This window comes from Rhizobium sp. CG4 (genome assembly GCF_023701965.1).
GTDB lineage: Bacteria > Pseudomonadota > Alphaproteobacteria > Rhizobiales > Rhizobiaceae > Agrobacterium.
In genome coordinates this window covers 39,759-64,383 of the sequence record NZ_JABAEG010000009.1, presented here as the reverse complement: position 1 = coordinate 64,383, position 24,625 = coordinate 39,759, and the positions used below count along the sequence as shown (strand labels likewise).

Below are 24,625 nucleotides of genomic sequence, written 5' to 3'. Positions count from 1 at the left end.
AATGACACTAAGACGGATGTACAACGGGGTCCGGGGCGTCCTTGCTGCCGCGGTGGTCTATCCGCTGACGGAACGCCACGAAAAGCGCGATATCCGTAGCAAGCGCTTCTGGCTGGAGCAGGAAATTGATCGGCCGAATACAGAGAGACGTTCGCGGGCGAAAGAGCGCCTAATCGATCTCGTACGGTTTTCCGGCGCACATGTGCCCTATTACCGCGATCTTTTTCAGGCAACCGGATTCGAGCCCGACAAGCTTGCCATCGATATGGCTTATCTTCAGGATATCCCTTATCTGACGAAGGATATTATCCGGGAGCAAGGGAGACGGCTGTTTCGGGATGACCATGCCGGAATGCGGATGCATGTTTGTAAGACCGGCGGGTCCACAGGGCCATCAGCACATATTTATTACGATCAGGAAGCGGCTGACTGGTCATCTGCGATGACCAACGAAAGCCGCCGCCGTATTGGCAACACTCATTGGCGTAGCGAGCTGCATTTCGCCTCGAGTTTTCCCGAGACATTTCCGTGGGGGGCTCGGATGCGCGAATATGTGAAATGCTTTGCTATGAATCGCGATAACATCTTCTTTGCCACATTTTCTGGTGAGGAGCTGGAGTCCATCTGGCGCAAGATGAAATCCATCCGTCCGCACCTTGCGCATGCTCACCCGTCGACCGCAGATCGACTGGCGGCGCATGTCGAAGCGACACGGGGATCGGATAAGGCATTCGAGATTTTCGAATCCTCGGGGGAATTGCTACAACCCGGCCAGCGGGAGCGGATCGAGCGGGTTCTGCGCTGTCGTGTCATTGATCGCTATGGTCTGGCTGAAGCGGGTGTCGTCGCCTACCAGATCGATCCGGCAGTGACGGACATGAAGTTTTATGAGTTTTTCGCCTGGCCGGAAATCCGGCGTGATGAGGACGCCGATCTCGGAGAGATACCTCCGGATTCGAAGGGCGGAGAGCTGGTGGTCACACCGCTCTTCAATCGATTGATGCCTCTTTTGCGATACCGGACAGGCGATAACGCTATTCTGGCTGACCGCCCTGATGGTTATGTCATTCCGCGCATGGTTGGCCGTATCCATGATGTTATCATGCTGGCAGGCAAGCCCATGCCGACCCATTACATTCAGGATGTCCTCGACAGGGTTGGCGGTATTCGCGAGTTCCAGATAGAAATGCGCGGCGGCAAGCCCGTTTTCCGCCTTGTGCCGGAAGACGGGATGGACCCGGAAGGCATCCGCCAGCGCGTCTACTCGTGGTGGGGTGATGAAGTCGTGATCGAGTTTATAGCGCTGGCAGACCTCAAGCTTGTGGGTAGCCGCCAGAAATTCAGACATCTCGTTTCGGAACAGGAAGCAGAATGATCGAGGTTTGTTCAGGAAAACAGAGCGGTTTTGCCACCGACGTCATCACGACGGCACTTGCCCGATCTGTTACCACAGGTCTCGTCCAGACCGCCGGGACATCTGATGCGGAAGCTCCCTCTGGAGGAATATTCGTCTTTATCAGACCAGATGCATCCGATGTTGAGCGTATCGTCGCGGTCATGAACCGGCCTTCCAAGGTTTTGATATTCGGTGAACTACCGGAAGAGGCGATCGAGCTTTGCGGTCTCGAAGCCGTTTCGGCACCGGGTCCTGAGTGGGAAGATGGCGCCAGATGCCCGCCGGCGCCACTCTATGCAACATCCCGCTCAACCGCCAAAATTGTGTGGTCAGACCATCCACTGGCTTCGCAATCTCCTATCAGGGAGCGCCCCTTTCTCCGTTTCGATTATGCGGATGAATGGAACAATCTCGGCTATGGCCGCATAACGGCGAATGGCGGAATCTGGTCAATCTCACAGCAGGTCGAACCCGGGGCAGCACATGTTCTCGCACGGGCAGAGACCGGCACTGGTTCTGTCTCGCCATTTGTCACACTTCATGAAACTGCGCAGTCATCCGTCCTTTGGTGGAACCGGCCTTCCGGCCCCGTCGATAGCGCGGAATGGGCGGTCATAGAGGCGTTTCTTGCTGATTGGAGACCGCATGAGCTTCCCTGTACTCCGGTAATCAGCGAGATTCCGTGGAGCTATGATGGCGCAATCACGATGCGCCTGGATTGCGATGAAGATATAGCGTCTGCACGCCCCCTATTCGAGATATATAAGCAACGGGGCTTGCCATTTTCGATGGCGATCAAAACAGATCAGGAAGATCACAGTGAGCATATCGCCCTTCTCACGGAGGTACTCAAGGCTGGCGGGGCAATTCTGTCGCACTCCGTTTCTCATGCTCCCCGGTGGGGCGGTTCGAAAGAAGCATGTGAAGCAGAAGCCCGAGGTTCCATTAAATGGCTTGAAGAGCGGATTCCTGGCATCAAGGTTCGCTACGCGGTATCGCCATTCCACCAGAATCCTCCCTATGTGCCGGAAGGCCTCACACGGGCTGGGTTGAAGGGATTTATAGGTGGGATTGTCGCGAATGATCCGGAAATGCTGCTGGCAAGGGGTGGTCGCATACCTGCAGACGAAACGGGGTGCGTCACTCACAGCCAGCAATGCATGATGCATGGCGAATGCGTTCTAGCCAAAGGCGACCGCCTGGCGATCACAAAAGAGGCTTTCTTGATTGCTTTGAATAGCGAAATGCTGTTCGGTTACCTCGACCACCCCTTCTCGCCTCGCTATGATTATGGATGGGGATCTGAAACCCATCGACTAGATTGCCATAGTGAGTTTCTCGATTTTATAAAGACCGAAACCTCGAGCCGCAAATTATTGTGGATGAACGAGAACGAGGCTCTCGACTGGATCAGTGCAAAAGCGAGATTGGTTTTGAAGCCTTCAAGAGAAGGCTTCACGCTTGCGTCTGGAAGTAGCAGTCTGCTCGCTCGAGGAATGACCTTTGGTGCTAGGTACAAAGGTATGCGCCAACCTTTGCAGGATCTAATCAATGGTTGATAAAAAAAAGCCGCATGTGATGATTTTTGTCGGAACACGGCCGGAGGCCGTCAAAATGGCACCTGTCCTCAAAGCACTTCGCCGCCAGTCACACAGGTTCCGATGTTCGCTGGTTTCGACAGGGCAGCATCGCGAGATGCTACAACAGGCTCTGCAAAGCTTCGACATTGATGTTGATCTAGACCTCGCGATTATGCAGCCGAGTCAGACACTAGCAGGCTTGACCGCAGCTGCCGTCCAAGCCTGCGACCAAGTGCTGGCAAGCCAGCGTCCGGATATCGTGCTGGTGCAGGGCGATACGACAACCGTGGTGGCCGCCTCGCTCGCCGCCTTCTACCAGCGTATCCCGGTCGGACATGTCGAAGCCGGCCTGCGAACCGGCGATAGTTATAATCCTTTCCCAGAGGAAATGAACCGCTCGCTGATGGCACGCCTTGCGACCTATCATTTTGCACCCACGAGTGATGCCGCGGCCAACCTCCAGCGAGAAGGCGTGTCTGAGGCATGCATCCATGTTACTGGCAACACGGTTGTGGATGCGCTTGAAGTGCTGCAAAAAAGCTTTTGCGAAGCAATGGTTTCGGACAATGTAAGAAAGGCTGTTGCGAGGTCTGGAGATCGCCTTGTGCTCGTTACGTGCCACCGACGCGAAAGTCTCGGCCACGATTTAGACGTTATCGTGCAGGCGCTCGAAACCTTAGCCCGACAATTCCCCGACAGATTGTTCTTTTTTCCTGTCCACTTAAACCCCAGCGTTCGACAGCAGATCCTTCCGCGTCTCCGGGGAATCTCTAATGTCTTGTTGTCTGACCCTATAACGTATCAGGATATGATGCATTGCCTGTCTAAAGCCGAACTTGTTCTGACAGATTCCGGTGGTTTACAGGAGGAGGCGCCCTCCTTCCATGTTCCATGCCTTGTACTGCGGCGCACGACAGAACGACCGGAGGGTATCAAGGCGGGTTTCACAGCCCTTGCTCCGTTGGACCATGATGGACTGACGCGGACCGTTGCGGAATGGCTACAGTCAGACCGCAGGCATCTGCTCAAAGGTCAGCCAAACCCTTACGGGGACGGCAAAGCTGCCGAGCGCATAGTGGAGATTCTTGCAGAGGAGCTAGCAGATTGACGAGCAGTAAGTATGCGCCATTTACTGTAGTGATGTTTTCTACGGCTGACTGGGCTGCACCCTATTGGACCAATAAGCAACACATTGCCGACAGGCTATCCAAGCGTGGTTATCGAGTCCTTTACATCGAATCGCCCGGCATACGCCCGCCACAAGGAAACGTGCGTGACTTTTCACGCATATGGGAACGACTGAAGCGCGCCTGGACGCCACCCCAACGCATCAATTCCGAGCTTTGGATACTTGCCCCGCTAACAATCCCCTTCGGCCACCGCACCAACCTTATCAAACGCTTCAACGCGTGGCTAATGGGTTCAGTTTTGCGCCGATGGCTTAAGCGGCATGGCAAGGGTGATATGATTGTATGGGCCTATCATCCTTATATAGAAGGGGCGTACGAGAACCTGCAACGTAAGGCACTCGTCTATCACTGCGTCGATGACCTCGCAGTCATTCCAGGTGTAGATGCGGAAGCATTTCGGGCTGCCGAAACCGTTCTTGCCCAATCAGCTGACGTGGTTTTTGCCACAAGCCCGCACCTCAAAGCACATTGTGAGGCACTTGGTGCCGTGCGATGTATCTACGAGCGAAATGTCGCTGACATAGACCATTTTGCGCAAGCCCGTTTGCCAGGGTCAATTCCGGACGATCTGGTAAATATTAAAGGACCGAAACTTTGCTACACAGGCGTTTTATCGGATTACAAGTTGGATCTTGATCTAATAAAGTCGTGCGCCCTTGCCAGACCAGATATCAACTGGATTTTTATTGGTGACGAACCAGAACGACAATCGAACCCCGAACTTGCATATCTTCATTCACTGCCAAATGTACATTTCCTTGGATATCGGGCTTACGACGAGCTTCCGAATTACCTCCGCAGTATAGATATAGCCATCCTACCAAATTTGACTATGGGCTATATGAAAGGGGTCTTTCCGATGAAATTTTACGAATATGTAGCCGCTGGGAAACCGGTGATTGCGACACCGATTGATTCGCTTGTAACTATGTGTTCCTCCGCATACATAGCTGGGACAACCGATGATTGGTTGCGCGCAATCGACGCTTGCCTAAAAAAACCGCCGGCGGCCGTTGATCTCGCTGATAAGGAGCTCCGACAGTTCGACTGGGAAAGCCGCCTAGACCGGATGTTAGCATGCATAGCATTAGCCTGACGAGCGGAGAGAAACTCCTTCACGAATGAACCCATGACTTCGCTATCGCATTTCTGCTTGCACCAAAGTAACTGTCAACTATCGATCCGCTCACCGAATAGTGCGACAGAGTAACCACTGATTATTGCGCGTGACGAGTGTCTCTTAAATTTGCTCGCCCGCGTCAAACCCTACACCGGATGCAACCCCATCGTGCGCGGCAACAGCGATCAGCGGACTGGTCGTAGATTTCAATTGCCTTTGTAATTGCGCGCGTGGTCACAATATTTTAAGCGCTCAGCTGCATCGCCAATCACTTAAATGGGCCTAAGTGTTCCAGTCCGGCGGACGGTTGTGGCGCGGCGCCACCTTCTGGACGGAAATGAAATAGCTCCTGGACAGAAAAATTCTTCGGTTGTTTTTGCTAGCGCTTTTTAAGCGTTCTGGCTCGCCGCGATTTTTCGGGATTTTGAACGTGAAACTGGAATGCCTTTTTTCTGCGCATTGTATGTCAGAGATAGATAAGAGGCGAGAAATGCACTTACCTATCCGAGATCCCCAGTCGACGCCCCGCTGTTTCCAGAGTCAACCTATCTTTTTCGCGATATTATGAAATTGTCCAGCCAACCTCGCCCGGGGCCATTTGACGTATTTTCTCGAAAAAAGCTTTGTGAAAGTTCTGAGGCTTCTCAGGAGCCACCGCACACCCCTGCTCGGCAAACCTGTGTCACCGTACCATTTGAACTTGGGATGGACATTCCGACAACGATGGCGGCAGGCAATTGGAGCAGCTCAGTGGTGTTTCTGGAAACATATGTCCATCCACGGGTAAATGCTGCACGAATGGTTGCCGATCGCCTATTGAAGGGAGCTTCAAAGTGCTTTCAAATCCCGGTTTGATATTGCCAAACCGTGCGTGCATTGTTTTTAGGGCTGTCCCTATCCAAAAAAGGAAAAACGAGGCCCGCCCATAGGCCGCGCTACGGGCGGTTTTTTTCGTGTCTGGTCCCCACCATTAAAATAGTGGTGGTTACCAAGGCGCATTCAAAATCGGCTCTGACGAATCATTTTTTTGCGTTGGTACGAGCAACACTAGCATTTCATTCCGGATCGCAAGGAACTGCTCTTGGGAGCAAGGATAAGTCGTCAAATCGGGTATTGTTTCTGACGCTAGGCTGTCCAGAACCAACTGCAGCACAATCGGATTGTCACGAGGATCGGTCATTGATTTAACCTCCATTGTTAGCGCAACCTTACCTTAGAATTAGACGATACGCACCCCACTATTTGCCTAAGGGGTGATTGCAATATAGTTGTGGTTGTGCGATCCCATCGGTGCGACGCTAGGGAAAGTTTTCGTGTTTTTTAAATTGAAAAAAAGCTTTTCAAAAGCAATTTCAAGTAAGCACAGCATACCGCTCTCAAACTTTAGTGACCTGCCAGAAAAGCCTGCTGCACCCGATGCCGAGGTCGCGGTCCATATGCTTTGGGTTCATGGAGAACTGAGCAACCTCGAACGGCTTTCATGCTCCAGCTTCGTTCAAAACGGATACCGTGTTCGGCTCTGGACATATGGCGATATGCGTGAAGTTCCCGCTGGTGTGGAGCTGTGCGACGCGCGCGAAATCCTGCCGGAGAGCCGCATTTTTCGCTACCACAATGGCAGCTACGCGGGTTTCGCCGATCTGTTCCGCTATGCCGTCCTTTGCGTGAAAGGTGGTCTTTGGTCCGATCTTGACGTCATCTGCATGCTTCCTGCTTTGCAGTTGCAAGCGAAGGCAGTTGATGGCTTCGTTGTAACGGAGCACAAAATGGATGGGCGTCATTACCGGCTGAACAACAATCTGATCTATCTCCCCCAGCCGAAATCCGGCGATATCATCGATCTGGCCCTTGCGATTGCGGAGCGCTACGAAACGCAGAAGCTGCGATGGGGTGATTGCGGACCGCGGCTGCTAACCATGCTCGCCAGAAACTACCCGGTGGTCGTACCCACGTTGATGGAACCGGACTTCGCCAATCCGCTCTTGCCCGCTGAATGCCCCCGCGCGCTCTTTATGAAAGGCACCCGTCTGCCGAAGAGTGCTGGCTTTCTGCACTGCTATAACGAGCGGTGGCGCAAGAAGGGCTTCGACAAGAACAGCCCATGGCCAGCAACGACACTTTTGGGCCGATTGGCAAACCGATATCTGCCTGAGCTATCGGCTCCAGCGCGCGAGCGGATAAACGGCTGATTGCAAAGGCTTGGCCGTTATGCACATTCTCGGCGTCACCAACTGACGCCCAATGTGGGGCCGTCATTCTTATGTCTCATCCGCCAAGCTACGTGTTGACGCACAAGCGATGTGAGATTTTATTTTGACTGATCGCATTTTGGGGCGACATCAGAGATGGGCCGGAGAACATCACAATATCGTCAGGTATCCCAACTGCTGGACGTTGCTATAGCCCAGCCCGTATCGTTCGCGCTGTTGAGTTGTTGTCCTTTGTGATCGTCAGGCGAACCATCGGGTTTGCCGCAGTAATCACACGAATCAGAACATATTGCCACGTGGCCATGGGGACGGTCGAGCTCTCACCAACCGGCTTAACGGGGATGAACGGAACATTTGTCCACGCTCTACCATTAATTCCCGTGGCGTCTGCGCTCTACTCAGCGACAATACTATGCACCATGCTGTCAGGAACAACCGAGGCAGCACTAAGGTAAATCAGTGCTCCCTTACCTGTGATGGGTCCGTATGCCTTCCAAGCAATGGTCCGGCTCTCGCTGACCTCAGTGAGCGTAATGCTCATCAGAACTGTTTCAGTTCTTGCGTTGGCTGTCAGGAGGTTGATAAGGCATTGGAGCCCTATGGCTTGAATAACCGAAGTGAACTACCGCATTCATTTTGTCGGACAATTACACCGAAGTTAGGCAACTGATTTCCAGCACTGTTACATGGCCAGAAAAGGCTGCCGTCCCTAAAACAATATAAAAGTCTCCAATTTGTCTGGATCGGCTGCTCCACCTAACCCGTTAGCGCAAACAAGCCGACACCAAACAGAAACCATCCAGCAGAAATTATCTTATTCGGGCATTTTACAAATCCCATCGTTCATCAAAAGATTGATCCGACAGGCTATTGTCCGCTACATGAGAAATTAAATCAGAGGACAGACAGGCAATAGTTGATGAAGTGGGAATACATTACATCAGAGATATTGGCTCTGCCTCGTTGGACAAAACGCACAGTTGCTGTTTTTGTTGACAGTACGCTCTGTGTATTGACGCTGTGGCTAGCCTTCTCGTTGCGCCTCGACACCTGGGATTTTTTATCGGACGTTCAACTGTTAACGATACCGGTTTCTCTGGCCATTGCACTACCTCTCTTTATTGTAAACGGCTTGTATAGGGCAATTTTTCGCTACATTGGCTGGGCGGCCTTTCTTGCCATTATTCGCGCCATTGCGCTTTATGGCCTAGTGTTCATGTTGGTGTTCTCGGTCATTAGCGTGCCGGGTATACCCAGAACCGTTGGCATCATGCAGCCTCTCTTGCTGCTGTTGGCGATCTGCATTTCACGATTGGTCACTCGACAGATACTAGGAGCACCATATCGTCGTGAACTCACCAAAAATGCACAGCGTAATGTCCTAATCTACGGCGCAGGAACCATCGGGCGGCAACTTGCCAGTGCTCTACGGAACGGCGGGCAGCTAATGGTGCGCGGCTATCTTGATGACGATAAAAATCTTCATGGTTCACTTATCAACGGTGTGCGTGTTTATGCACCTCACGAGCTTAAGGAAGCCGTCGCACATTTGAACGTCAAAACAGTTCTTCTCGCTACCCCTAGAATTAACGCTGAACGCCGCATGGCCATTATTGAGAGCTTACGGGGTGTAGGCGTCGCGGTCAGACTGGTTCCCAATGTCAGCGAGATTGCACAGGGCCGTGTGAACATGGCTGACTTCCAGGAACTAGCTATCGACGACCTCCTCGGCCGTGCCCCGGTAAAACCGTCTGATGAACTGCTAACCCGGAACATCAAGGGTAAGGTCGTAATGGTCACAGGCGCAGGCGGCTCGATCGGCAGTGAACTCTGTCGTCAAATCTTGCAGATTGGTCCAGAACGACTAATCCTGTTCGAGCAAAACGAATTCACACTCTATTCCATCCACGCCGAGCTTGTTCGCGGTGATCCATCAAGAGAATACACTATTGTCGCTCTCCTTGGTTCTGTACGCGATGGGAAGCGTCTCGGTGATGTCATGGAAAGCTTTAGGCCACATACAATTTATCACGCAGCAGCGTATAAACATGTCCCTATTGTCGAGCAAAACCCGGTAGAAGGCATTTCTAACAACGTTCTCGGGACACTTGCGACTGCACGCGTTGCGATTGAGAAAGGCGTTGAATCGTTCGTTTTGGTCAGCACAGACAAAGCGGTTCGCCCTACGAATATCATGGGCGCATCCAAGCGCATGGCGGAACTGGTTTTGCAGGCTCTGGCCGCAGAGAACCGTGATATCACCTTTTCCATAGTGCGATTTGGTAATGTATTGGGTTCTTCCGGGTCAGTCGTCCCACTCTTCCGGCAGCAGATTGCCAATGGCGGACCTATCACGCTCACCGACCCGGAGATGACCCGTTACTTCATGACTATCCCCGAGGCGTCCCAGCTTGTCATTCAGGCCGGCGCGATGGCAACTGGCGGAGACGTTTTCGTTTTAGATATGGGTGAGCCCGTTAAAATTATCGATCTTGCCCGTCGCATGGTCGAACTCTCCGGCCTGACAATCAGGGACGAGGCAAATCCCGATGGCAATATCGAGATCGTCATGACCGGCCAGAGACCAGGCGAAAAACTCTATGAAGAACTGTTGATTGGCGACAATCCTACCGCAACGACACACCCTCGCATCATGACAGCGCATGAGGAGTTCTTCCAATGGTCGGAACTACAGTCCATGCTCGACAAACTGAGATCCGCTATGGATGCCAACGATCTTGTTGAAGTGCTCAAACTGATGGCTACAATGGTATCGGGCTACCGTCCAAGCGCCGATATTGTTGATTTGGTGATGATCAGACAACGTATGAACGGAAATTCTTAAATATTTCTCCGAAAAATCCCTCCTACAACAGCAGTATAACCACGCATTTACCCGAGTTCAAAAATGCAGTGAGAGTATAGAGGTAAATACACGGTTGAGGCCATCCTGCGGAGATAGGTGTGGACTGCCAGTCCTAGTGCAAACACGAGAGGTAGTCCTACTACCGTGCAGATTGAATCCATCACCTCGGTACAACTCAGTCGGCGTTGATCGCGTGAAGAAGGGGCAACTCTTTGCTGCTTGCCTTGAACTGGGAGTCCTCATCTCTGAGATTGCACGTAATGCCGGGGTTCATTGGAGCCAGCTCTTCCGTTGGCGCAAGGAACCCTGCCGGATCGAGAGCCTCCAACACAGATACCGAGCACGTTGGTGTCGGATGCCGCATCGGCATTACCTAGGGTTCAACCGTAACCGCCTGCTACATACAAGTCTCGTTGTAAGCGCAGCGATGTGACGATCGAACTTGGACGGAACCGTCGCGTCTGGGTGGATAACGACATCCATACCGAACGGCTTGGCCGTATTCTCGATTGCGTGATGGTGCTCGGATGATCCCGCACCTGCTGGTGTGAAGGTCTGGCTGGCGAAGGGCTACACCGAAACGCGCAAAGCCGTTCCGGATCTTACTTTGATGGTGCAGGATGCATCGAAACGTGACCCGATGTGTGGGCACCTGCTCGTATTCCGCTGTCTTGAAGGTCGCCTGATAATCGTCATCTGGCATGATGGACAGGGAGCTTGCCTGTTCACAAAGAAGCTGGAACGCGGGAGGTCCATCTGGCCATCAGCGGTCGACAGCACGGTGGCGACTACACCTGCACAATTCGGCTATCTGCTGGAAGGTATCGTATGGCGGATGCTGCAAAAGACTTCGCGTCCGACATCTGCCGGATGAGCAAACTTGGCATGACAGGGTCGAATATGATTCAATCTTTTTATGGTCGATGCGACCGATGTGCCCGACGTTCCCGACGTGCCGCCGCTGAGGCAGAACCGATGACCGTCAAGGCCAAGGCTGCCATTGCAGAGATACTTGTATCCCATTCTGAGCCGCTGATCGTGCTGTAGAAGCTGGAGATCAAAAAAGTCCGCCGCGACTTCTATGGCAGCCAGCCCAACCGAAAGCAGGCCTCCTGGAGCAGATGGAGTTAAAACTCGAAGAACTCGAGGCAGACGCTGGGGAAGATGAACTGAGCCTGCTGCGGTTCGGTCGAATTATCGAAGCTTGATGAGGACATCACCTAAACCCTCGAGGTCATCCCTCGCCAGTGGAAAGTTGTCCAGACGGAGCGAGAGAAGTTTACCTACCGCGAATGTCAGAAGATTGCCCAGCCACCGGCTCCCTTCCATATGACACACCTTGCTTTTGCCGGGCCGAACTTGCTAGCAATGATCCTATTTGAGAAGTTCGCTCAGCACCCTCCGCTCAATCGCCATAGCGAAGGCGACGCCGTTAGTTTATCAACGCTGGCCGACTAGGTCCGAGCATGTGCCACGGTGTTCAAGCCACTTCGTTCTCTGATCGAAACGCATGTCCTTGCCGCTGAGCGCCTGCATGGTGACGGTACGACCGTGCCGATCCTAGCCAAGGAAAGGACCAATACGGGCCGCGTCTGTAAGTACCTGCGGGAGGATCGGTCGTTCGAAGGCCACTCACCGCCGACCGGCCTTTACTATACTCGCGCGATAGACCGCAGAAACATCCACGACGCCCCCTGAATCACGTCTCCGGAATATTGTAAGCTGACCCATATGCCGGCTACAATTCGCTGTTCAAGGTTGATCGCAGGTCCTTTGACGCAAGCACAGAGCTGGGCGCACTCGCAGCGCAAATTTTTCGTGCTCTTCGAAATTGCCGCAAACGCCAATCATGGAAAAAATACCGCACCGATGGCGCTGGGAGCCGTCAAGCGGATCGGCGTCCTGTTCTGTATCGAGGTGACGATCAACCGGTTTACAGCTGACCAACGCCTGGATCGACGTAGCACAGACAGTCCGCCCCCTGTCGACGAACTGCAGGCCTGGCTTCAAACAGAGCGGGAAAACCTGTCGCGCACTTCTCCCGTTGCAAAGGCGATCGATTATACGCTCCAGCGATGAGATGGCTTCACGTCATCATTGGAAGACGGCAGAATCTGCCTGAGGAACAATGCGGGCGAGCGAGCACTCCGAGGCTTTGCACTCGGCAGAAAATCGTGGCTCGTCGCGGCGTCAGATCGCGGTGCAGATCGTACAGCCTTCACTACCACATTGATCTTGACGGCAAAGCTCAACAACATCGATCCAAAAGCGTGGCTTGCCGACGTTCTCGTCCGCGTCGCGACCACACCGGTTGTCAAACTCGAGCTATGCTTCCGTGGAATTGGACGCCTTCAATCATTAACTCTCAAGCAACCCGAGCTGCGCCCCTTACCGGATGCTTACCATCATCTGCTCCAAATCGACCGTGCTTCGGGACTATAATCACAGGTCCCTTGTAACGATCAATTAAGGTCCCACACGCCTTAAAAAAACTTGCTGCCAAACCTGAATTGTCGCGTCAGTCGTTAGCGCCCGGTCACTTTGTATTGTCCGAATGGATATTTAGCTTCATTCTTGTTACAAATTGTCCTAGCATGCGAGGACATGACAAGTGGTGTGCATCCGGACGGCGAGGGTCGCCAAGGCAGTGTCCGGCCACAACTCTTTCACTAGCTCGGCCGGACTCTCATTGGAGAGTCGTCATGTCAGAAAAATCTTCTGCAATGCCACCTTTGCCGTTCGCACCTGTTGAGGTGTACGACGGAATACCTATTGCTACCGCCCTTGAGGTAATGCGTGATCTCTATGGACTCCATGCCGCGACAGCAGCAGCGTGGTGCGCCATAGAAGCGCGTAGCGATGGTATCGATGACCACTACCGTTTCTGGTTCGGTCTTTTTTGCGAACTTCGCAAGACTTCCCCCGTCTTTTCTCTCCTTCCGCCCCCGATCGTAGAAATTGATCGGTCGATGGTTGAAGGTGACTATGCTCAAAAAGACGAAACCATTCGCGACAATCTTAATCGCTTGTTTTGTTCCCAAAACCTTCGCCATTTAATTGTTCGTCAAATCCGATCAATAGTCGGAAATTAATATTGGAACTTACCAATAAAATACCGGCAATATCTCGCGGAAATCCTGGACAATCAGCAAAATCAAAAGGGCGAACGATGAAACGCGGATTTTTGTTTATTACATTTATAGCAGCAACCAGCGTGGCCAGCGCTGCAGTTGCAGAGCAACTGATCGTCAACAGCTATGGCGGACCATACGAGGATATCATCCGCAGTCGGATCATCGAACCCTTCGAAAAAGAGTTCAATACAAAGGTCATTTACGATGCGGTGGGATCCGCGTCGCAAGACTACGCTAAAATCAAGGCCACACGCGGTCGGCCAGGTTTCGATGTCGTCGTCATGACTGCTTCACAGTCGCTCGACGGATGCAGGGACGGCCTTCTCGAGAAATTTTCACTGGAAAGTGTTCCGAACATTGCAAAACTCAGTCCGGAGATCAGCAGCATCGCGGGCGCTTGCGGGGCGGTCCACGAAGTTCAGTATTTGTCTCTTCTGTGGCGCAAAGACAAACTTGCATTCGCGCCTGCCTCTTGGTCGGCCTTATTTCGCGATGAACTGAAAGGGAAGGTCATCCTCCCGACGTTCCAGAACATCATGGCGGCTTATCTCATGCAGATCATGTCGGTCACCAATGGTGGCGATCTCATCGACAACGTGGATCCCGGTTTCGAAGCGATGGGCAACCTTGCCAAGCAATCAATCGGTTTCGAACAGTCGTCTTCGATCATGGAAAACCCGATATCATCCAGATCATTGTCGAAGACCCAGCCAAGCGGCCCTCCCCGTTCCCAGCGTCGAAGCCGCGACGCAATACCTTCGGGATCGGTATTGTTGAGGAACGTACGCAGCGCGCCGATCGAGCGGCGTTCGACAGGAAGGTCCGCGAGACCGTCAACGGCTGAGGCTATATCGCGCAGCTCAGTGGCAGTCAGTTCCCGTGTCGCCGCTCCCACCAGCTTGCCAACCCAGCGGATAAGAAAAAGCCTGTTCTCTGACGTCAGATCAAGCGCCTTCAGCGGCGCGCAGCCAGTTGGCACCCCGTTTTGAAGCGGCAGGTAGGTGCCACCTGCGGCACGAACGAACAGGTCAGCCCCCCGGTCCTTGTCGAAAAACACCACATGCGGATCATGCTTCTCGAGCTGTGAGAGCATGAAATTGAGGAGCACCGTCTTACCCGCACCAGACGGACCGCAGACAAAGGTGTTGCCGAGATCGCTATGGTGGAAATTGAAATAGAACGGCGATCCGGACGCTGTTTTCAACATGGCGACCGCCGGCCCCCATTCATTGCCGTCCTTCTGGCCGGCAGGGTAGGAATGATAGGGGGAAAGAGCGGCGAAATTTCGCGAGGTAATAGCACCCGAGCGGGCGCGGTATCGGAAATTGCCCGGCAGTTGCGCCCACCAGGCAGCCTCGAGCCCGAGATCCTCGCGTGCGACAACGGCCCCGCCGCTGGTGAGATGGGCGCGTGCCTTTGCGATATGATCGGTCAGTTCCTTGACAGACGGAGCATATACCGCAAGTCCGAGGTGATGTTCGCCCATCACAAAGCGGTTGGATTCGAGATCATCCATCGCCGCACCGAGCTCTTCGATCTGTGAGGCTGCTTTGTCGGCCGCGCTAACCATTTGATTTTGCTTGCGGCCCATGATCGCGCGGGCGTCGGCCTTCGACGTGAATGCAAAGGACTGTGTCAACACAAGCTCGAACGGCGCGGTCAGGATGCCGTCAAGCATGCCGCTACGCGTCGTTGCCGGATACTCCTTCAAGCCAAACATGCCCGCATAGCGGGTTTGCGCCTCATGACGGATTTCCACCGTCTCACGACCGAAAATCACCCGGTCGGAATAGATCGCTGACGAAATCCGTCCCTCCGTCAGTGGCAAAGCCTCACGACGCCCACCGACAAGCTGGTGGAGAAACGCGCTCGGCTCGGAGAATAAGATCCCGTCGCGCTCATGGAGAGACAGGACGCGCGGGGCGAATCGCCTCAGCCCGGCGACCACATCGACCACCTTGTCGTGCAGGTGTTTGAGCGCCGCTTCGTCCAGCTCAACCCCGGATCGCCGCGCCTTACGCAAACGAGAAAGAAGGTGCGCGGCTTTGTCGACGGGATCACGACTCGGAGACCAGACCAGGGTAAGATAGAGATCGTTGCGGAACAGGTCCTCGCACACCATCCGCGCACGGTATCTGGCATTGAGGCCCTCGGAAAAACGATTGGTGAAGCGTCCGTCTGGATAGTCGTTGTCACGCCGACGGATGACATGCGTCCAGAGCGCCAACCGCTCGTCGGCGATATTACGATAGAGGGTGTTGAGGTTGCGATGCAGACCGTTCATATCCAGACTATCGGCAGTCTCGAATGAAACACCTTCGAGCACGAGCACGGTCATCAGCGCGCGGGAATCGAGCACCAAGGTGGTCTCGTCGACGTGGCGGACATAGGGAATGAAGGTCTCCGGCCCAAGTTCCCGGGACCGTAATTTGGCGAGATCACGCAAGGCTGAGATCCCTTTCGTTGTAGCACCGGACAAGCCTCAACGGCGAGAGTGTCGCCCCGCCCCAATAAGCAGCATTGCGCGCGCGTCCGCGGGTTTCGATCCAGGCAAGCAGGATACGGAACATGTTGTGGTCTTGCTTGACCAGCGACCGGAACACGAGATGGAAGACGATACCGACAAGAGCATAAGCAATGGATCCGGCAGTGATATAGAGGACAGTGGTCAGCATGATGTTGATGCCCATCGCTTCCATGGTCACACCGGCGACCATGGCCGGTCGGGTGCAAGCCAGGAACAGCGTGTCTTCTTCGAGTGCAGGAACGCTCACCATGCTCTTCAACTGCCGACGATGGTGTTGACGAGTTCGGTGGCCCCGAAAATGCCACCGATGCCGATAATCCAGTATCCGGCTTTTCTGAGATCCATATAGCCGAACATCCAGGCAATGCAGATGACGATCACGGCGATGATCGCCAGCAGGCGGGCAATATTGCCGGTGAGCATGGTAACGATGTTCTGCAACACGGTTTCGATACCGGCAGCCTGGGCAAAGGCCGGTTCAACAAGGCATGCAGCAATCGCGATTGCCATCAGCGCCGAGGCTGCATAGGGTCGAAGGCTGGTTCTGGAGATCATTCACTCTGCTCCGATTGATCATTGTGGAAAACGAAGACAGAAGAGTGCCGTCTGGAACGGAACACGTTCCATGATGCGGTTTCTTCCGTCTGTGTGACTTGATTGGCGACTGACTTCGTCAGTTGGTTTTCTGAGCGCTCTTTGGTGGTGTCATCGCGGGTCATTGACCTAGGCGATCCGCCAATCGCGAGTGACGTGAGTTTTGGAGAGAGGCGCATCACCTCATCGCGTACCTGTTCGTCATACCGGACCATGTCTCCATCGGGAGGTTCATATCGCCCATAGTAGGACTGGAGCATCACCGTTTCGGCCCGCGCGGCGCTCATTCCGAAACGCAGAGCGAGGCGATAGTAGCCGTCGAGAAGCGTAGCGGTCGCCTTAAGATTCTCGCATGGGTCAAAGGCATCAGAGACAGAGAGGTTCAGCTTGCGAAGCTCCGCAACCCCGATACCACCAAGTCCGATCTGGATCTCCTGGCGATCCGCTATCAAGGCGGTTGCAACCTCGATTGCTTCAGCCTTGCTGGCGGGCTGCGCAAGGAGCGGCATACCTCTACTGATACGAATATTGAAGGGAAGGAACCTGCTCTCAAGGCTCACGACGGCGGCTAGTGTTTCCACCCGGACTTCCGGCGCGCAGCTCTGCGCGATATCGACGAAAGCTTCGCTCATCGCTCAATACCAGACGCGCTGCTTGCCGGCGCCGTCGATGGTGACGTCGACGTAGTGGGGTTGTGATCGCAGATTGGGGCGCATGATAAGGTAGCCCATGCACTCAAGCCGACCTTCCTGGCGCTGCCACCGCGCAGACAAGACAGAGTCGGAATCTCCAGCTGAATGGTCATGTCCGAAGGAGCAAAGTGACCGGTCTATCCGTTGGAGCTCGCTTGAAACGCAGGTCGTCTCTCGACCACGTGGACCGTAACTGCCTGATAGGCGATAGCCCCCATTGCAATAGTATGGTTCGTAGCCCGGCCGGGAGCTGCGAAATCCGACGCCGCTGCACGCTGGGAACGAATGGCCTTTGGCAAGCGCGCGCCAGAGTTTTTGAATTGGAGGCCGGCATTCGGCATACTGGGTTGGCCCGCCGGGATTGGAAAGGCACAAGATGACCTCGCATCCCCAATTATCTGCACGCGCATTGCTGCCGGAAATCAGATAGGATAGCAGCATGAAGGAGACAGACAGCAGACTATTCAGCAGAAGGTTTTTCATGGACTTGCCCCTCCGGTACAACGACAGCGCGCTGCGGCAGCAATGGCCAACAAGTACGCAATGCAATTTTACTATCGTATATAACATAGTTAAATAGCATGACAAGAGCGATCAAGACACAATTGCACAACCTTGCCTTCTCCGGACTAATCCTGAAGGAGATTTTCGAACATCCGCTTGAGGACGAAACGCCACAAGCACGGCTAAAGGAGATCGGAATGATGACGATCCTTTACACTATGAGCCAGGCTCACCAGAGGTTAACCCTCACAAATATCGTAGATATTTCAGGATTAACCCGAAGCGGTGCAAAGGAGACTGTTGATCTGCTCGTCAAGCGGGGCATGCTGAATGAAACCATGGGTACCAATTCCATGGGCAGGGGGACCGCGCGTCAATTCGAGATATCCCAAGACCTTTTAAATAAGCTGAGCACCTTCGAAAGCTGATTGGAAATTGCGGATTAAACTATATTTTTTACGACACAACTCGGCGGCAGCGGACGAGTGTTGGTTAGCATTGAATATCCTCGTCACGCGGGTATTCATCTGGAACAGCGCACAGTCGCATAGCCCAATGTGTACATGGCTAAATGGCTGCGATGCAGCCGTGGCCTAGGGATGAAGCAGCGCCTGATTATGGAGCACCCTCGACACAGCCCGCCCCCAGAAAAGCCGACAGGCTAAAAAGATAGATGGTATTAAAGCATAGCCGTTGAAGCAAAAACATCGGCAGTTGTTACATCGATAACTCGGCAGAGCGCCGGTGCAAATGCGTTGCCGATGCCAATCAAAACCGGCTCATCTACACCAATTTCAATAATTCCGGCATCGAGATCGCGCAAACGTCCGCACCAGCGCCGCTCTCCAGCTCGGGTAATAGCACTCATGATAACAATGGGTGCGCAATCGCTCATGCCATGTTCGATGAGGCGTGCTTTGATTTCTGGTGCTGTACGACCGCCCATGTAAAAAACCGTCGTCACGGTCGGGCTTGCCAATGCGTTCCAGTCGAGATTTTCCGGCAAATTTCCTTTGCGGGAATGTCCGGTCACAAAGCGCACGGATTGTGCATGATCTCGATGCGTCAAAGAAACGCCAAGGCGGGACGCCATAGCGCTCGCCGCAGTGATGCCTGGCACAATTTCCACCGGAATATTCTCGGCTTTAAGGGCTGCAATTTCTTCCCCTGCCCGGCCGAAAATCATCGGATCACCCGATTTCAGCCGCACAACCCTTTTGCCTGCCTTGGCGAAATTGATCATCATGGCGTTGATGTCTTCCTGCTTGCAGCTTGTGCGGCCACCACGCTTACCAACCAGCATGCGTTTGGCCTCACGTCGGGCAAGTTCAAGCACCTCATCAGACACTAGGTCATCAAACAGAATAATATCTGCCGCCTGCAACGCACGAACCGCCTTGAGCGTTAACAGCTCCGCATCCCCCGGCCCGGCACCAACCAGCGTGACCTTGCCATATCTGCCAGCAGCGAGCTTTCCGGCGCCGCCAATATCCGACAATAACTTGTCCTGCATCTGGTTGTCGGCGCTCTCGGTAAATGCGCGATCAACAAACCGCTCCCAGAAGTTCCGCCGGGCATTTCCGGGCGCAAGTGAGCCGTTCACATGCTCACGAATATGTTGAGCCATGTCGGCCCACTTCTGAAGCGACAGCGGTAGCAGGGTCTCAATGCGTCGGCGGATAGCCTGCGCCAGGATAGGCGCTGCACCATCAGTGGAAATCGCAACCACAACAGGTGATCGATTGACGATCGAACCAAACTGAAACTGGCAAAACTGCGGTTTGTCGATAACATTGGCAGGAACACCTGCACGTGTGGCTGCCTCAAAAAATACTTTGGCATCCTGTTCGTCATCACAATCTGCAATCGCCAAAACTGCGGCCTGAAAGCAGCCTTCATGCCAATCTGTATCGTGATGAGTGATGACTGCGGCAGGGTTTGGCAAAGCCCGCCCCATAAGCGAAAGCATCGATTCACCAAGCGCCTGTTGCGGACAATACAGATGCAATTGCGCACCGCAGGCCAGCAGGAGTTCCGCCTTCCACGCCGCAGCATCTGAGCCGCCACACAAGACAACGGCCTTGCCAGCCAAATCCCAAAATACCGGCAATTTGGCCAGCGCCTCCATGCGGACGGTTTCATTTCGCGCGGTTTGCACGACATCCATGGCTGATCCCTTCCATCGCAGCGGCCGATCTGTTGCAGGTCGCGTTGGCATTGAAAATGTGGCTGTTGTGTTTGCGCCTGCGCCAGGAGAAAATGGCGCAGGCGTTTTCGGATCCAGGACCGCGACTAGACTGCGGTTACTCTGCCGCGATCATCAGCGCTTCAAGCGTAATGGCCAGCATGCCATTTACATTGCGAACGGGAATGGTTCTCACCCCCCCCTCATCCGCTCCCAAGGCCTTACCCGTCTCAAGCGAGATCACCCAGTTGTGCAGTGGACATGTAACGGACGCGCCGTGGACGATGCCCTGTGAAAGCGGGCCGCCCTTGTGCGGGCAATGATCTTCAATCGCAAAAATCTGATCGTCCGCTGTGCGGAAAACGGCAATCTTCCCCATAGGTGTTTTCACGCAGCGCGCACCTCGCAGTGGAATATCCGAGACATGACCAATTTCGACCCAGTTGCTCATGGTTTTACTCCGCGGCCTGATTAAAACCGATGGTCGCCATCGGATTGAACTCGTGTTTATGTTCGCCAGACACACGTTCGGACCATGGGTCGACCTGCGCAAACTTCTGGCTAAAGACAAAGCGGTTGTAATAAGCGCGTCGCTTTTCTCCATCCTCCATGATCTGGCGGCGGACCTCGTCGTAACCGATACGCTTGGCCCATTTGTAGATGCGCTCAAGATACCGCGCCTGCTCACGGTACATCTGGGTCAGAGCCACAATGTGCTCCAGTGCCTCGTCCTCGGTCTTTACAAGACCAAGAACCTCGGTTCCCTTGATATCCAGACCGGCGGCACCGGCGAAATGGATTTCGAAACCGGAATCCACGCAGATGATGCCGATATCCTTGCAGGTCGCCTCAGCACAGTTGCGTGGACAACCTGACACTGCCAGCTTCAATTTCGCAGGTGTCCAGGAACCCCACATGAACTTTTCGATGCGCACTCCAAATCCGGTCGAATCCTGTGTTCCAAAGCGGCACCACTGCTGGCCAACGCAGGTTTTCACCGTCCGCAGACCCTTGGCGTAGGCCTGGCCGGAAATGAACCCGGCCTTGCCAAGATCAGCCCATACCGCTGGCAAATCCTCTTTCTCAATCCCCAACAGGTCGATACGCTGGCCGCCTGTAACTTTCACAAGCGGAATTTCGAACTTGTCGACAACGTCGGCGATTGCACGCAATTCATTGGCATTGGTCACACCGCCCCACATTCGCGGCACAACAGAATAGGTGCCATCCTTTTGAATATTTGCGTGAACGCGCTCGTTGATGAAACGGGACTGGTAATCGTCGGCATATTCATCTGGCCAGTCACAGACGAGGTAGTAGTTCACCGCCGGGCGACATTTCGCGCAACCGCATGATGTCTTCCATTCCAGCTCCTGCATGACAGCAGGAATTGACTTCAGACCCTTGGCTTTGATCAGTCGGCGAACATCATCATGGCCAAGATCCGTACATTTGCACATCGGTTGAACGGCTGCCGGATTGTAACTGTCGCCAAGCGTCAGGGTCATCAACTGCTCAACCAGACCCGTACAGTTGCCACAGGAGGCAGAGGCCTTGGTGTGGGCACGAACGTCGTCAAGGCTCGTCAGACCCTTGGATGTAATGGCACTGACGATCTGTCCCTTGCAGACGCCGTTACAGCCGCATATTTCCGCATCAGCTAACAAGGCTGCCACTGCCGCCATCGGATCGAGCGGAGAACCACCCTGATAGGCTTGCCCGAAAATCAGTGTATCCCGCATTTCGGAGACATTCGTGCCTTTCTTCAACAGGTCGAAGAACCACGAGCCATCCGAGGTTTCACCGTAAAGCACAGCACCGATAATACGGTTTTCTTTAAGGATCAGGCGTTTGTAGACGCCGGCCGTGGCATCACGCAGCACGATCTCTTCACGGTCGTCACCCTCGGCAAAATCACCTGCAGAAAACAGATTGATGCCTGTGACCTTCAGCTTAGTATTGGTAACGGAGCCATGATATTCCGTTTGGCCGCCAGTCAGCCTGTCGGCCAAAACCTTTGCACTTTCATAGAGCGGAGCGACAAGGCCGTAGCACATGCCACGATGTTCGGCACATTCACCCAACGCATAGATCGAAGCATCAGAGGTCATCATACCATCGTCGACCACGATACCGCGGTTGACGGCAAGGCCAGCATCCTTCGCGAGGCCGGCGGACGGACGAATGCCGACCGCCATAACCACCATCTCACCTGCTATGATACGGCCATCTTCGAGTTCAATACCCTCCACCTTGTCCTCACCGAGAATACGCTTGGTGTTGGCTTTGGTGATGATGTCGATACCGCGATCAGTGAGAGCCTTTTCCAGAAGATAGGCAGAGGCGGGATCAAGCTGGCGCTCCATGATGGTCGGCATCAGGTGAATGACGGTAACGTCCATTCCCTGGCGCTTCAGCCCATAGGCCGCCTCAAGTCCCAGCAGACCTGCCCCGATGACAATTGCTCGGCCGCGTCGCGCCGCAATGTCCAGCATCTTTGTGACATCATCCAGGTCGCGGTAAGCCAGAACCCCCGGCAATTGATGGCCCGGCACTGGAATGATGAAGGGAGAAGAACCCGTCGCAATCACCAGCTTGTCATAGGAAACTGTAATTCCGTTTTCGCTGGTTACCGTCTTGCGATCACGATCAATATCGGAGACCTTGGCTCCCTTGTGTAATGTCACATTATTTGCCGCATACCATTCATCCGAATGAATGATGATATCTTCATAATCCTTCTCGCCGGAAAGCACCGGTGACAGCATGATACGGTCGTAGTTAACTCTCGGCTCGGCATTAAAAATCGTAACATCATAAAGGCCTGGAGCCGTCTCAAACAGATTTTCTAGCATGCGGCCCGGAGCCATGCCGTTGCCGATAATGACAAGTTTTTGCGTCATGGTTTCACTCCGCTGCTTCAACAAAACGGTGACGTTCGTAAAGGAACTTCAAAACGGCTTCGCGGCATTTGAGGTAGGTTTTGTCGGCCGCAAGCTCGATGCGGTTGCGTGGTCGAGACAGCGGCACGTCAAGCACTTCACCGATATGGGCGGCTGGTCCGTTGGTCATCATGACAATGCGATCGGACAGCAGGACCGCTTCGTCGACATCATGGGTAATCATCACCATAGTGTTCCCGAGGCGGGCATGGATTTCCATCACCGCATCCTGGAGATGCGCACGCGTCAGCGCATCCAGCGCGCCAAACGGCTCATCCAGCAGCAGAATTTTTGGCTCCATAGAAAGTGCCCGGGCAATGCCGACACGCTGTTTCATGCCACCGGAAATTTCCGAGGGTTTCTTGTCCCGGGCGTGCCCCATCTGAACCAGATCAAGATTGCGCATGACCCAGTCATGCCTCTCGGATTTGCTCTTAGTGGAGCTGAATACTTTCTCGACAGCTAGATTGACGTTCTCGTAGACCGAAAGCCAGGGTAGCAGGCTGTGGTTCTGAAACACGACGGCACGTTCTGGCCCTGGTTCATTCACCTCACGGTTTTCAAGCAGAACAGCGCCGGACGACACCTTCGTCAGGCCGGCAATCAGGTTCAGCATCGTTGATTTCCCGCATCCGGAATGGCCGATGACCGACACAAACTCGCCTTTGTCGATGGTGAGATTGATACCTTTCAATACCTCGGCCCGAGAACCACCCTTGTCGAAATATTTGTCGATATGATCAAGCTTGAGATAAGCATTCATGATGGGCTCCTCAATTTGCCGCGGCGCCACGGGTGATGAATTTTCCAAGTGCGGCCACCAGCTTGTCGAGGACAAAACCAACCACACCGATATATGCCAACGCGACGATGATGTCGGGCAGCCGGGATGAATTCCACGCATCCCAGATGAAGAAGCCAATACCGACACCACCCGTCAGCATCTCGGCTGCAACAATAGCCAGCCATGACAGGCCAACACCAATGCGAAGCCCGGTGAAAATGTAGGGCGCGGCGGACGGCAACATAATCTTGAAGAAGAATTCGAGTTGATTGAGCCGCAACACCTTGGCGACGTTGCGATAGTCCTGCGGAATGTTACGCACACCCACGGCCGTATTGATGATGACCGGCCAGATTGACGTGATGAAAATCACAAAAATTGCCGATGGATTACTGTCTTGAAACGCAGCAAGCGAAAGCGGAAGCCAAGCAAGCGGCGGTACTGTCCGCAGCACCTGAAAGATTGGATCGAGACCCCGCATGGCCCATATCGATTGTCCGATGACAGCACCGACCACGACGCCGGCAATCGCGGCAAGACCAAATCCGTAAGCGACACGCTCCAGCGACACCAGGACACGCCAGCCAAGACCGATATCCTGCGAGCCGTAATTGAAGAACGGATAGGCAATCAGGTCATAGCTTTCCTGAAAAACCTGGCTGGGAGGCGGCAAGGTCGCACCGGGGGCAGAACAGAGAAACTGCCAGATCCCCAGCATCATCACCAAGACCACCAGAGGAGGCAGTGTATTGCGTGCAGCAGCTACACCAATTTGGTCAAACCGAAAACGCGAAGCGGGCTTCGTCGTCAGTGTCACGACCGTCGCCTTGGAAATCTTCGGCTTTTCCGGTTGCGGTTGCAATTCACGGGCCAATGCAGACATGAATTATTCCTTTAAAAT

Annotated in this window: 19 protein-coding genes and 3 pseudogenes; 12 read left to right on the top strand and 10 right to left on the bottom strand. The window is 53.9% G+C overall.

Going from position 1 to position 24,625, the window contains the following annotated elements; all coding sequences use genetic code 11:
- Position 1: 1 nt before the first annotated feature.
- From HGO37_RS21690 to HGO37_RS21645, 11 genes and pseudogenes are all read left to right on the top strand, one after another.
- Positions 2-1,375, top strand: a complete 1,374-nt coding sequence (locus HGO37_RS21690) for a phenylacetate--CoA ligase family protein (RefSeq protein WP_250985174.1) — start codon at positions 2-4, stop codon at positions 1,373-1,375.
- Positions 1,372-2,955, top strand: coding sequence for a polysaccharide deacetylase family protein (locus HGO37_RS21685; RefSeq protein WP_250985173.1), 1,584 nt, complete (start codon positions 1,372-1,374; stop codon positions 2,953-2,955). Before HGO37_RS21690 ends, HGO37_RS21685 begins: the two co-directional genes overlap by 4 nt.
- Complete coding sequence (wecB, locus tag HGO37_RS21680) at positions 2,948-4,084, top strand: non-hydrolyzing UDP-N-acetylglucosamine 2-epimerase (RefSeq protein ID WP_250985172.1); 1,137 nt, start codon at positions 2,948-2,950, stop codon at positions 4,082-4,084. The genes HGO37_RS21685 and wecB overlap by 8 nt, the downstream gene beginning before the upstream one ends.
- On the top strand, positions 4,081-5,262 hold the full coding sequence (locus HGO37_RS21675) for a glycosyltransferase (RefSeq protein ID WP_250985171.1): 1,182 nt from the start codon (positions 4,081-4,083) through the stop codon (positions 5,260-5,262). Before wecB ends, HGO37_RS21675 begins: the two co-directional genes overlap by 4 nt.
- A gap of 1,337 nt (positions 5,263-6,599) precedes the next feature.
- The gene (locus HGO37_RS21670) at positions 6,600-7,475 is read left to right on the top strand and encodes a glycosyltransferase (protein WP_250985170.1); all 876 of its coding nucleotides are present in this window, start codon (positions 6,600-6,602) and stop codon (positions 7,473-7,475) included.
- Between the two features lie 940 nt (positions 7,476-8,415).
- The gene (locus HGO37_RS21665; protein ID WP_250985169.1) at positions 8,416-10,341 is read left to right on the top strand and encodes a polysaccharide biosynthesis protein; all 1,926 of its coding nucleotides are present in this window, start codon (positions 8,416-8,418) and stop codon (positions 10,339-10,341) included.
- Positions 10,342-10,909: 568 nt separating this feature from the next.
- A complete protein-coding gene (gene tnpB / locus HGO37_RS21660) occupies positions 10,910-11,236 on the top strand; it encodes an IS66 family insertion sequence element accessory protein TnpB (protein ID WP_250985168.1) in 327 nt (108 codons plus the stop codon).
- A gap of 602 nt (positions 11,237-11,838) precedes the next feature.
- Positions 11,839-12,510 (top strand): annotated as a pseudogene (locus HGO37_RS26555) (IS66 family transposase); the annotation flags it as partial.
- Positions 12,511-12,591: 81 nt separating this feature from the next.
- Positions 12,592-12,804 (top strand): transposase domain-containing protein, encoded by a 213-nt coding sequence (locus HGO37_RS26550; protein ID WP_352230600.1) that lies wholly within the window; start codon positions 12,592-12,594, stop codon positions 12,802-12,804.
- 260 nt (positions 12,805-13,064) lie between these two features.
- Positions 13,065-13,454, top strand: a complete 390-nt coding sequence (locus HGO37_RS21650) for a Y4oE-related protein (protein WP_250985167.1) — start codon at positions 13,065-13,067, stop codon at positions 13,452-13,454.
- Positions 13,455-13,531: 77 nt separating this feature from the next.
- Positions 13,532-14,179: pseudogene (locus HGO37_RS21645) on the top strand (type 2 periplasmic-binding domain-containing protein); the annotation flags it as partial.
- On the opposite strand, the pseudogene HGO37_RS21640 reads toward HGO37_RS21645, so the two are convergent.
- The 5 genes and pseudogenes from HGO37_RS21640 to HGO37_RS21620 all read right to left on the bottom strand — a co-directional run.
- Positions 14,173-15,942: pseudogene (locus HGO37_RS21640) on the bottom strand (VirB4 family type IV secretion/conjugal transfer ATPase); the annotation flags it as partial. The pseudogenes HGO37_RS21645 and HGO37_RS21640 sit on opposite strands and share 7 nt — an antisense overlap.
- The gene (locus HGO37_RS21635) at positions 15,935-16,273 is read right to left on the bottom strand and encodes a VirB3 family type IV secretion system protein (protein ID WP_250985166.1); all 339 of its coding nucleotides are present in this window, start codon (positions 16,271-16,273) and stop codon (positions 15,935-15,937) included. The pseudogene HGO37_RS21640 and the gene HGO37_RS21635, both read right to left, overlap by 8 nt.
- A gap of 5 nt (positions 16,274-16,278) precedes the next feature.
- Positions 16,279-16,578: a TrbC/VirB2 family protein gene (locus tag HGO37_RS21630; protein ID WP_250985165.1), complete on the bottom strand. Its 300-nt coding sequence runs from the start codon at positions 16,576-16,578 to the stop codon at positions 16,279-16,281.
- Positions 16,575-17,249 (bottom strand): lysozyme family protein, encoded by a 675-nt coding sequence (locus tag HGO37_RS21625; RefSeq protein WP_250985164.1) that lies wholly within the window; start codon positions 17,247-17,249, stop codon positions 16,575-16,577. The genes HGO37_RS21630 and HGO37_RS21625 overlap by 4 nt, the downstream gene beginning before the upstream one ends.
- Positions 17,250-17,252: 3 nt before the next feature.
- Positions 17,253-17,792 (bottom strand): hypothetical protein, encoded by a 540-nt coding sequence (locus HGO37_RS21620; RefSeq protein WP_250985163.1) that lies wholly within the window; start codon positions 17,790-17,792, stop codon positions 17,253-17,255.
- Between the two features lie 98 nt (positions 17,793-17,890).
- On the opposite strand from HGO37_RS21620, the gene HGO37_RS21615 reads away from it, so the two are divergent.
- A complete protein-coding gene (locus tag HGO37_RS21615) occupies positions 17,891-18,241 on the top strand; it encodes a MarR family transcriptional regulator (protein WP_192489289.1) in 351 nt (116 codons plus the stop codon).
- Positions 18,242-18,492: 251 nt separating this feature from the next.
- Here the strand turns inward: HGO37_RS21615 and cysG are convergent, their stop codons facing one another.
- The 5 genes from cysG to ntrB all read right to left on the bottom strand — a co-directional run bounded on the left by cysG (position 18,493) and on the right by ntrB (position 24,607).
- The gene (gene cysG / locus HGO37_RS21610; protein ID WP_250985162.1) at positions 18,493-19,980 is read right to left on the bottom strand and encodes a siroheme synthase CysG; all 1,488 of its coding nucleotides are present in this window, start codon (positions 19,978-19,980) and stop codon (positions 18,493-18,495) included.
- 136 nt (positions 19,981-20,116) lie between these two features.
- Positions 20,117-20,449, bottom strand: coding sequence for a nitrite reductase small subunit NirD (gene nirD, locus HGO37_RS21605; RefSeq protein WP_192489291.1), 333 nt, complete (start codon positions 20,447-20,449; stop codon positions 20,117-20,119).
- Between the two features lie 4 nt (positions 20,450-20,453).
- Positions 20,454-22,901: a nitrite reductase large subunit NirB gene (nirB, locus tag HGO37_RS21600; protein WP_250985161.1), complete on the bottom strand. Its 2,448-nt coding sequence runs from the start codon at positions 22,899-22,901 to the stop codon at positions 20,454-20,456.
- A 4-nt stretch (positions 22,902-22,905) separates the two neighbouring features.
- Positions 22,906-23,703, bottom strand: coding sequence for an ABC transporter ATP-binding protein (locus HGO37_RS21595; RefSeq protein ID WP_192489293.1), 798 nt, complete (start codon positions 23,701-23,703; stop codon positions 22,906-22,908).
- Between the two features lie 10 nt (positions 23,704-23,713).
- Positions 23,714-24,607 carry a nitrate ABC transporter permease gene (ntrB, locus tag HGO37_RS21590; protein ID WP_250985160.1) on the bottom strand — a complete coding sequence of 298 codons (894 nt, stop codon included), beginning with the start codon at positions 24,605-24,607 and terminating at the stop codon, positions 23,714-23,716.
- Between the last annotated feature and the right edge of the window lie 18 nt (positions 24,608-24,625).

What these genes read in the sequence shown, in the direction of transcription:
- HGO37_RS21690 (WP_250985174.1), top strand. Translation starts at nt 2, where the DNA reads ATGACACTAAGACGGATGTACAACGGGGTCCGGGGCGTCCTTGCTGCC.
- HGO37_RS21685 (WP_250985173.1), top strand. Translation starts at nt 1,372, where the DNA reads ATGATCGAGGTTTGTTCAGGAAAACAGAGCGGTTTTGCCACCGACGTC.
- wecB (WP_250985172.1), top strand. Translation starts at nt 2,948, where the DNA reads ATGGTTGATAAAAAAAAGCCGCATGTGATGATTTTTGTCGGAACACGG.
- HGO37_RS21665 (WP_250985169.1), top strand. Translation starts at nt 8,416, where the DNA reads ATGAAGTGGGAATACATTACATCAGAGATATTGGCTCTGCCTCGTTGG.
- HGO37_RS21650 (WP_250985167.1), top strand. Translation starts at nt 13,065, where the DNA reads ATGTCAGAAAAATCTTCTGCAATGCCACCTTTGCCGTTCGCACCTGTT.
- HGO37_RS21635 (WP_250985166.1), bottom strand. Translation starts at nt 16,273, where the DNA reads ATGGTGAGCGTTCCTGCACTCGAAGAAGACACGCTGTTCCTGGCTTGC.
- HGO37_RS21630 (WP_250985165.1), bottom strand. Translation starts at nt 16,578, where the DNA reads ATGATCTCCAGAACCAGCCTTCGACCCTATGCAGCCTCGGCGCTGATG.
- HGO37_RS21625 (WP_250985164.1), bottom strand. Translation starts at nt 17,249, where the DNA reads ATGAGCGAAGCTTTCGTCGATATCGCGCAGAGCTGCGCGCCGGAAGTC.
- HGO37_RS21620 (WP_250985163.1), bottom strand. Translation starts at nt 17,792, where the DNA reads ATGAAAAACCTTCTGCTGAATAGTCTGCTGTCTGTCTCCTTCATGCTG.
- HGO37_RS21615 (WP_192489289.1), top strand. Translation starts at nt 17,891, where the DNA reads ATGACAAGAGCGATCAAGACACAATTGCACAACCTTGCCTTCTCCGGA.
- cysG (WP_250985162.1), bottom strand. Translation starts at nt 19,980, where the DNA reads ATGGATGTCGTGCAAACCGCGCGAAATGAAACCGTCCGCATGGAGGCG.
- nirD (WP_192489291.1), bottom strand. Translation starts at nt 20,449, where the DNA reads ATGAGCAACTGGGTCGAAATTGGTCATGTCTCGGATATTCCACTGCGA.
- nirB (WP_250985161.1), bottom strand. Translation starts at nt 22,901, where the DNA reads ATGACGCAAAAACTTGTCATTATCGGCAACGGCATGGCTCCGGGCCGC.
- HGO37_RS21595 (WP_192489293.1), bottom strand. Translation starts at nt 23,703, where the DNA reads ATGAATGCTTATCTCAAGCTTGATCATATCGACAAATATTTCGACAAG.
- ntrB (WP_250985160.1), bottom strand. Translation starts at nt 24,607, where the DNA reads ATGTCTGCATTGGCCCGTGAATTGCAACCGCAACCGGAAAAGCCGAAG.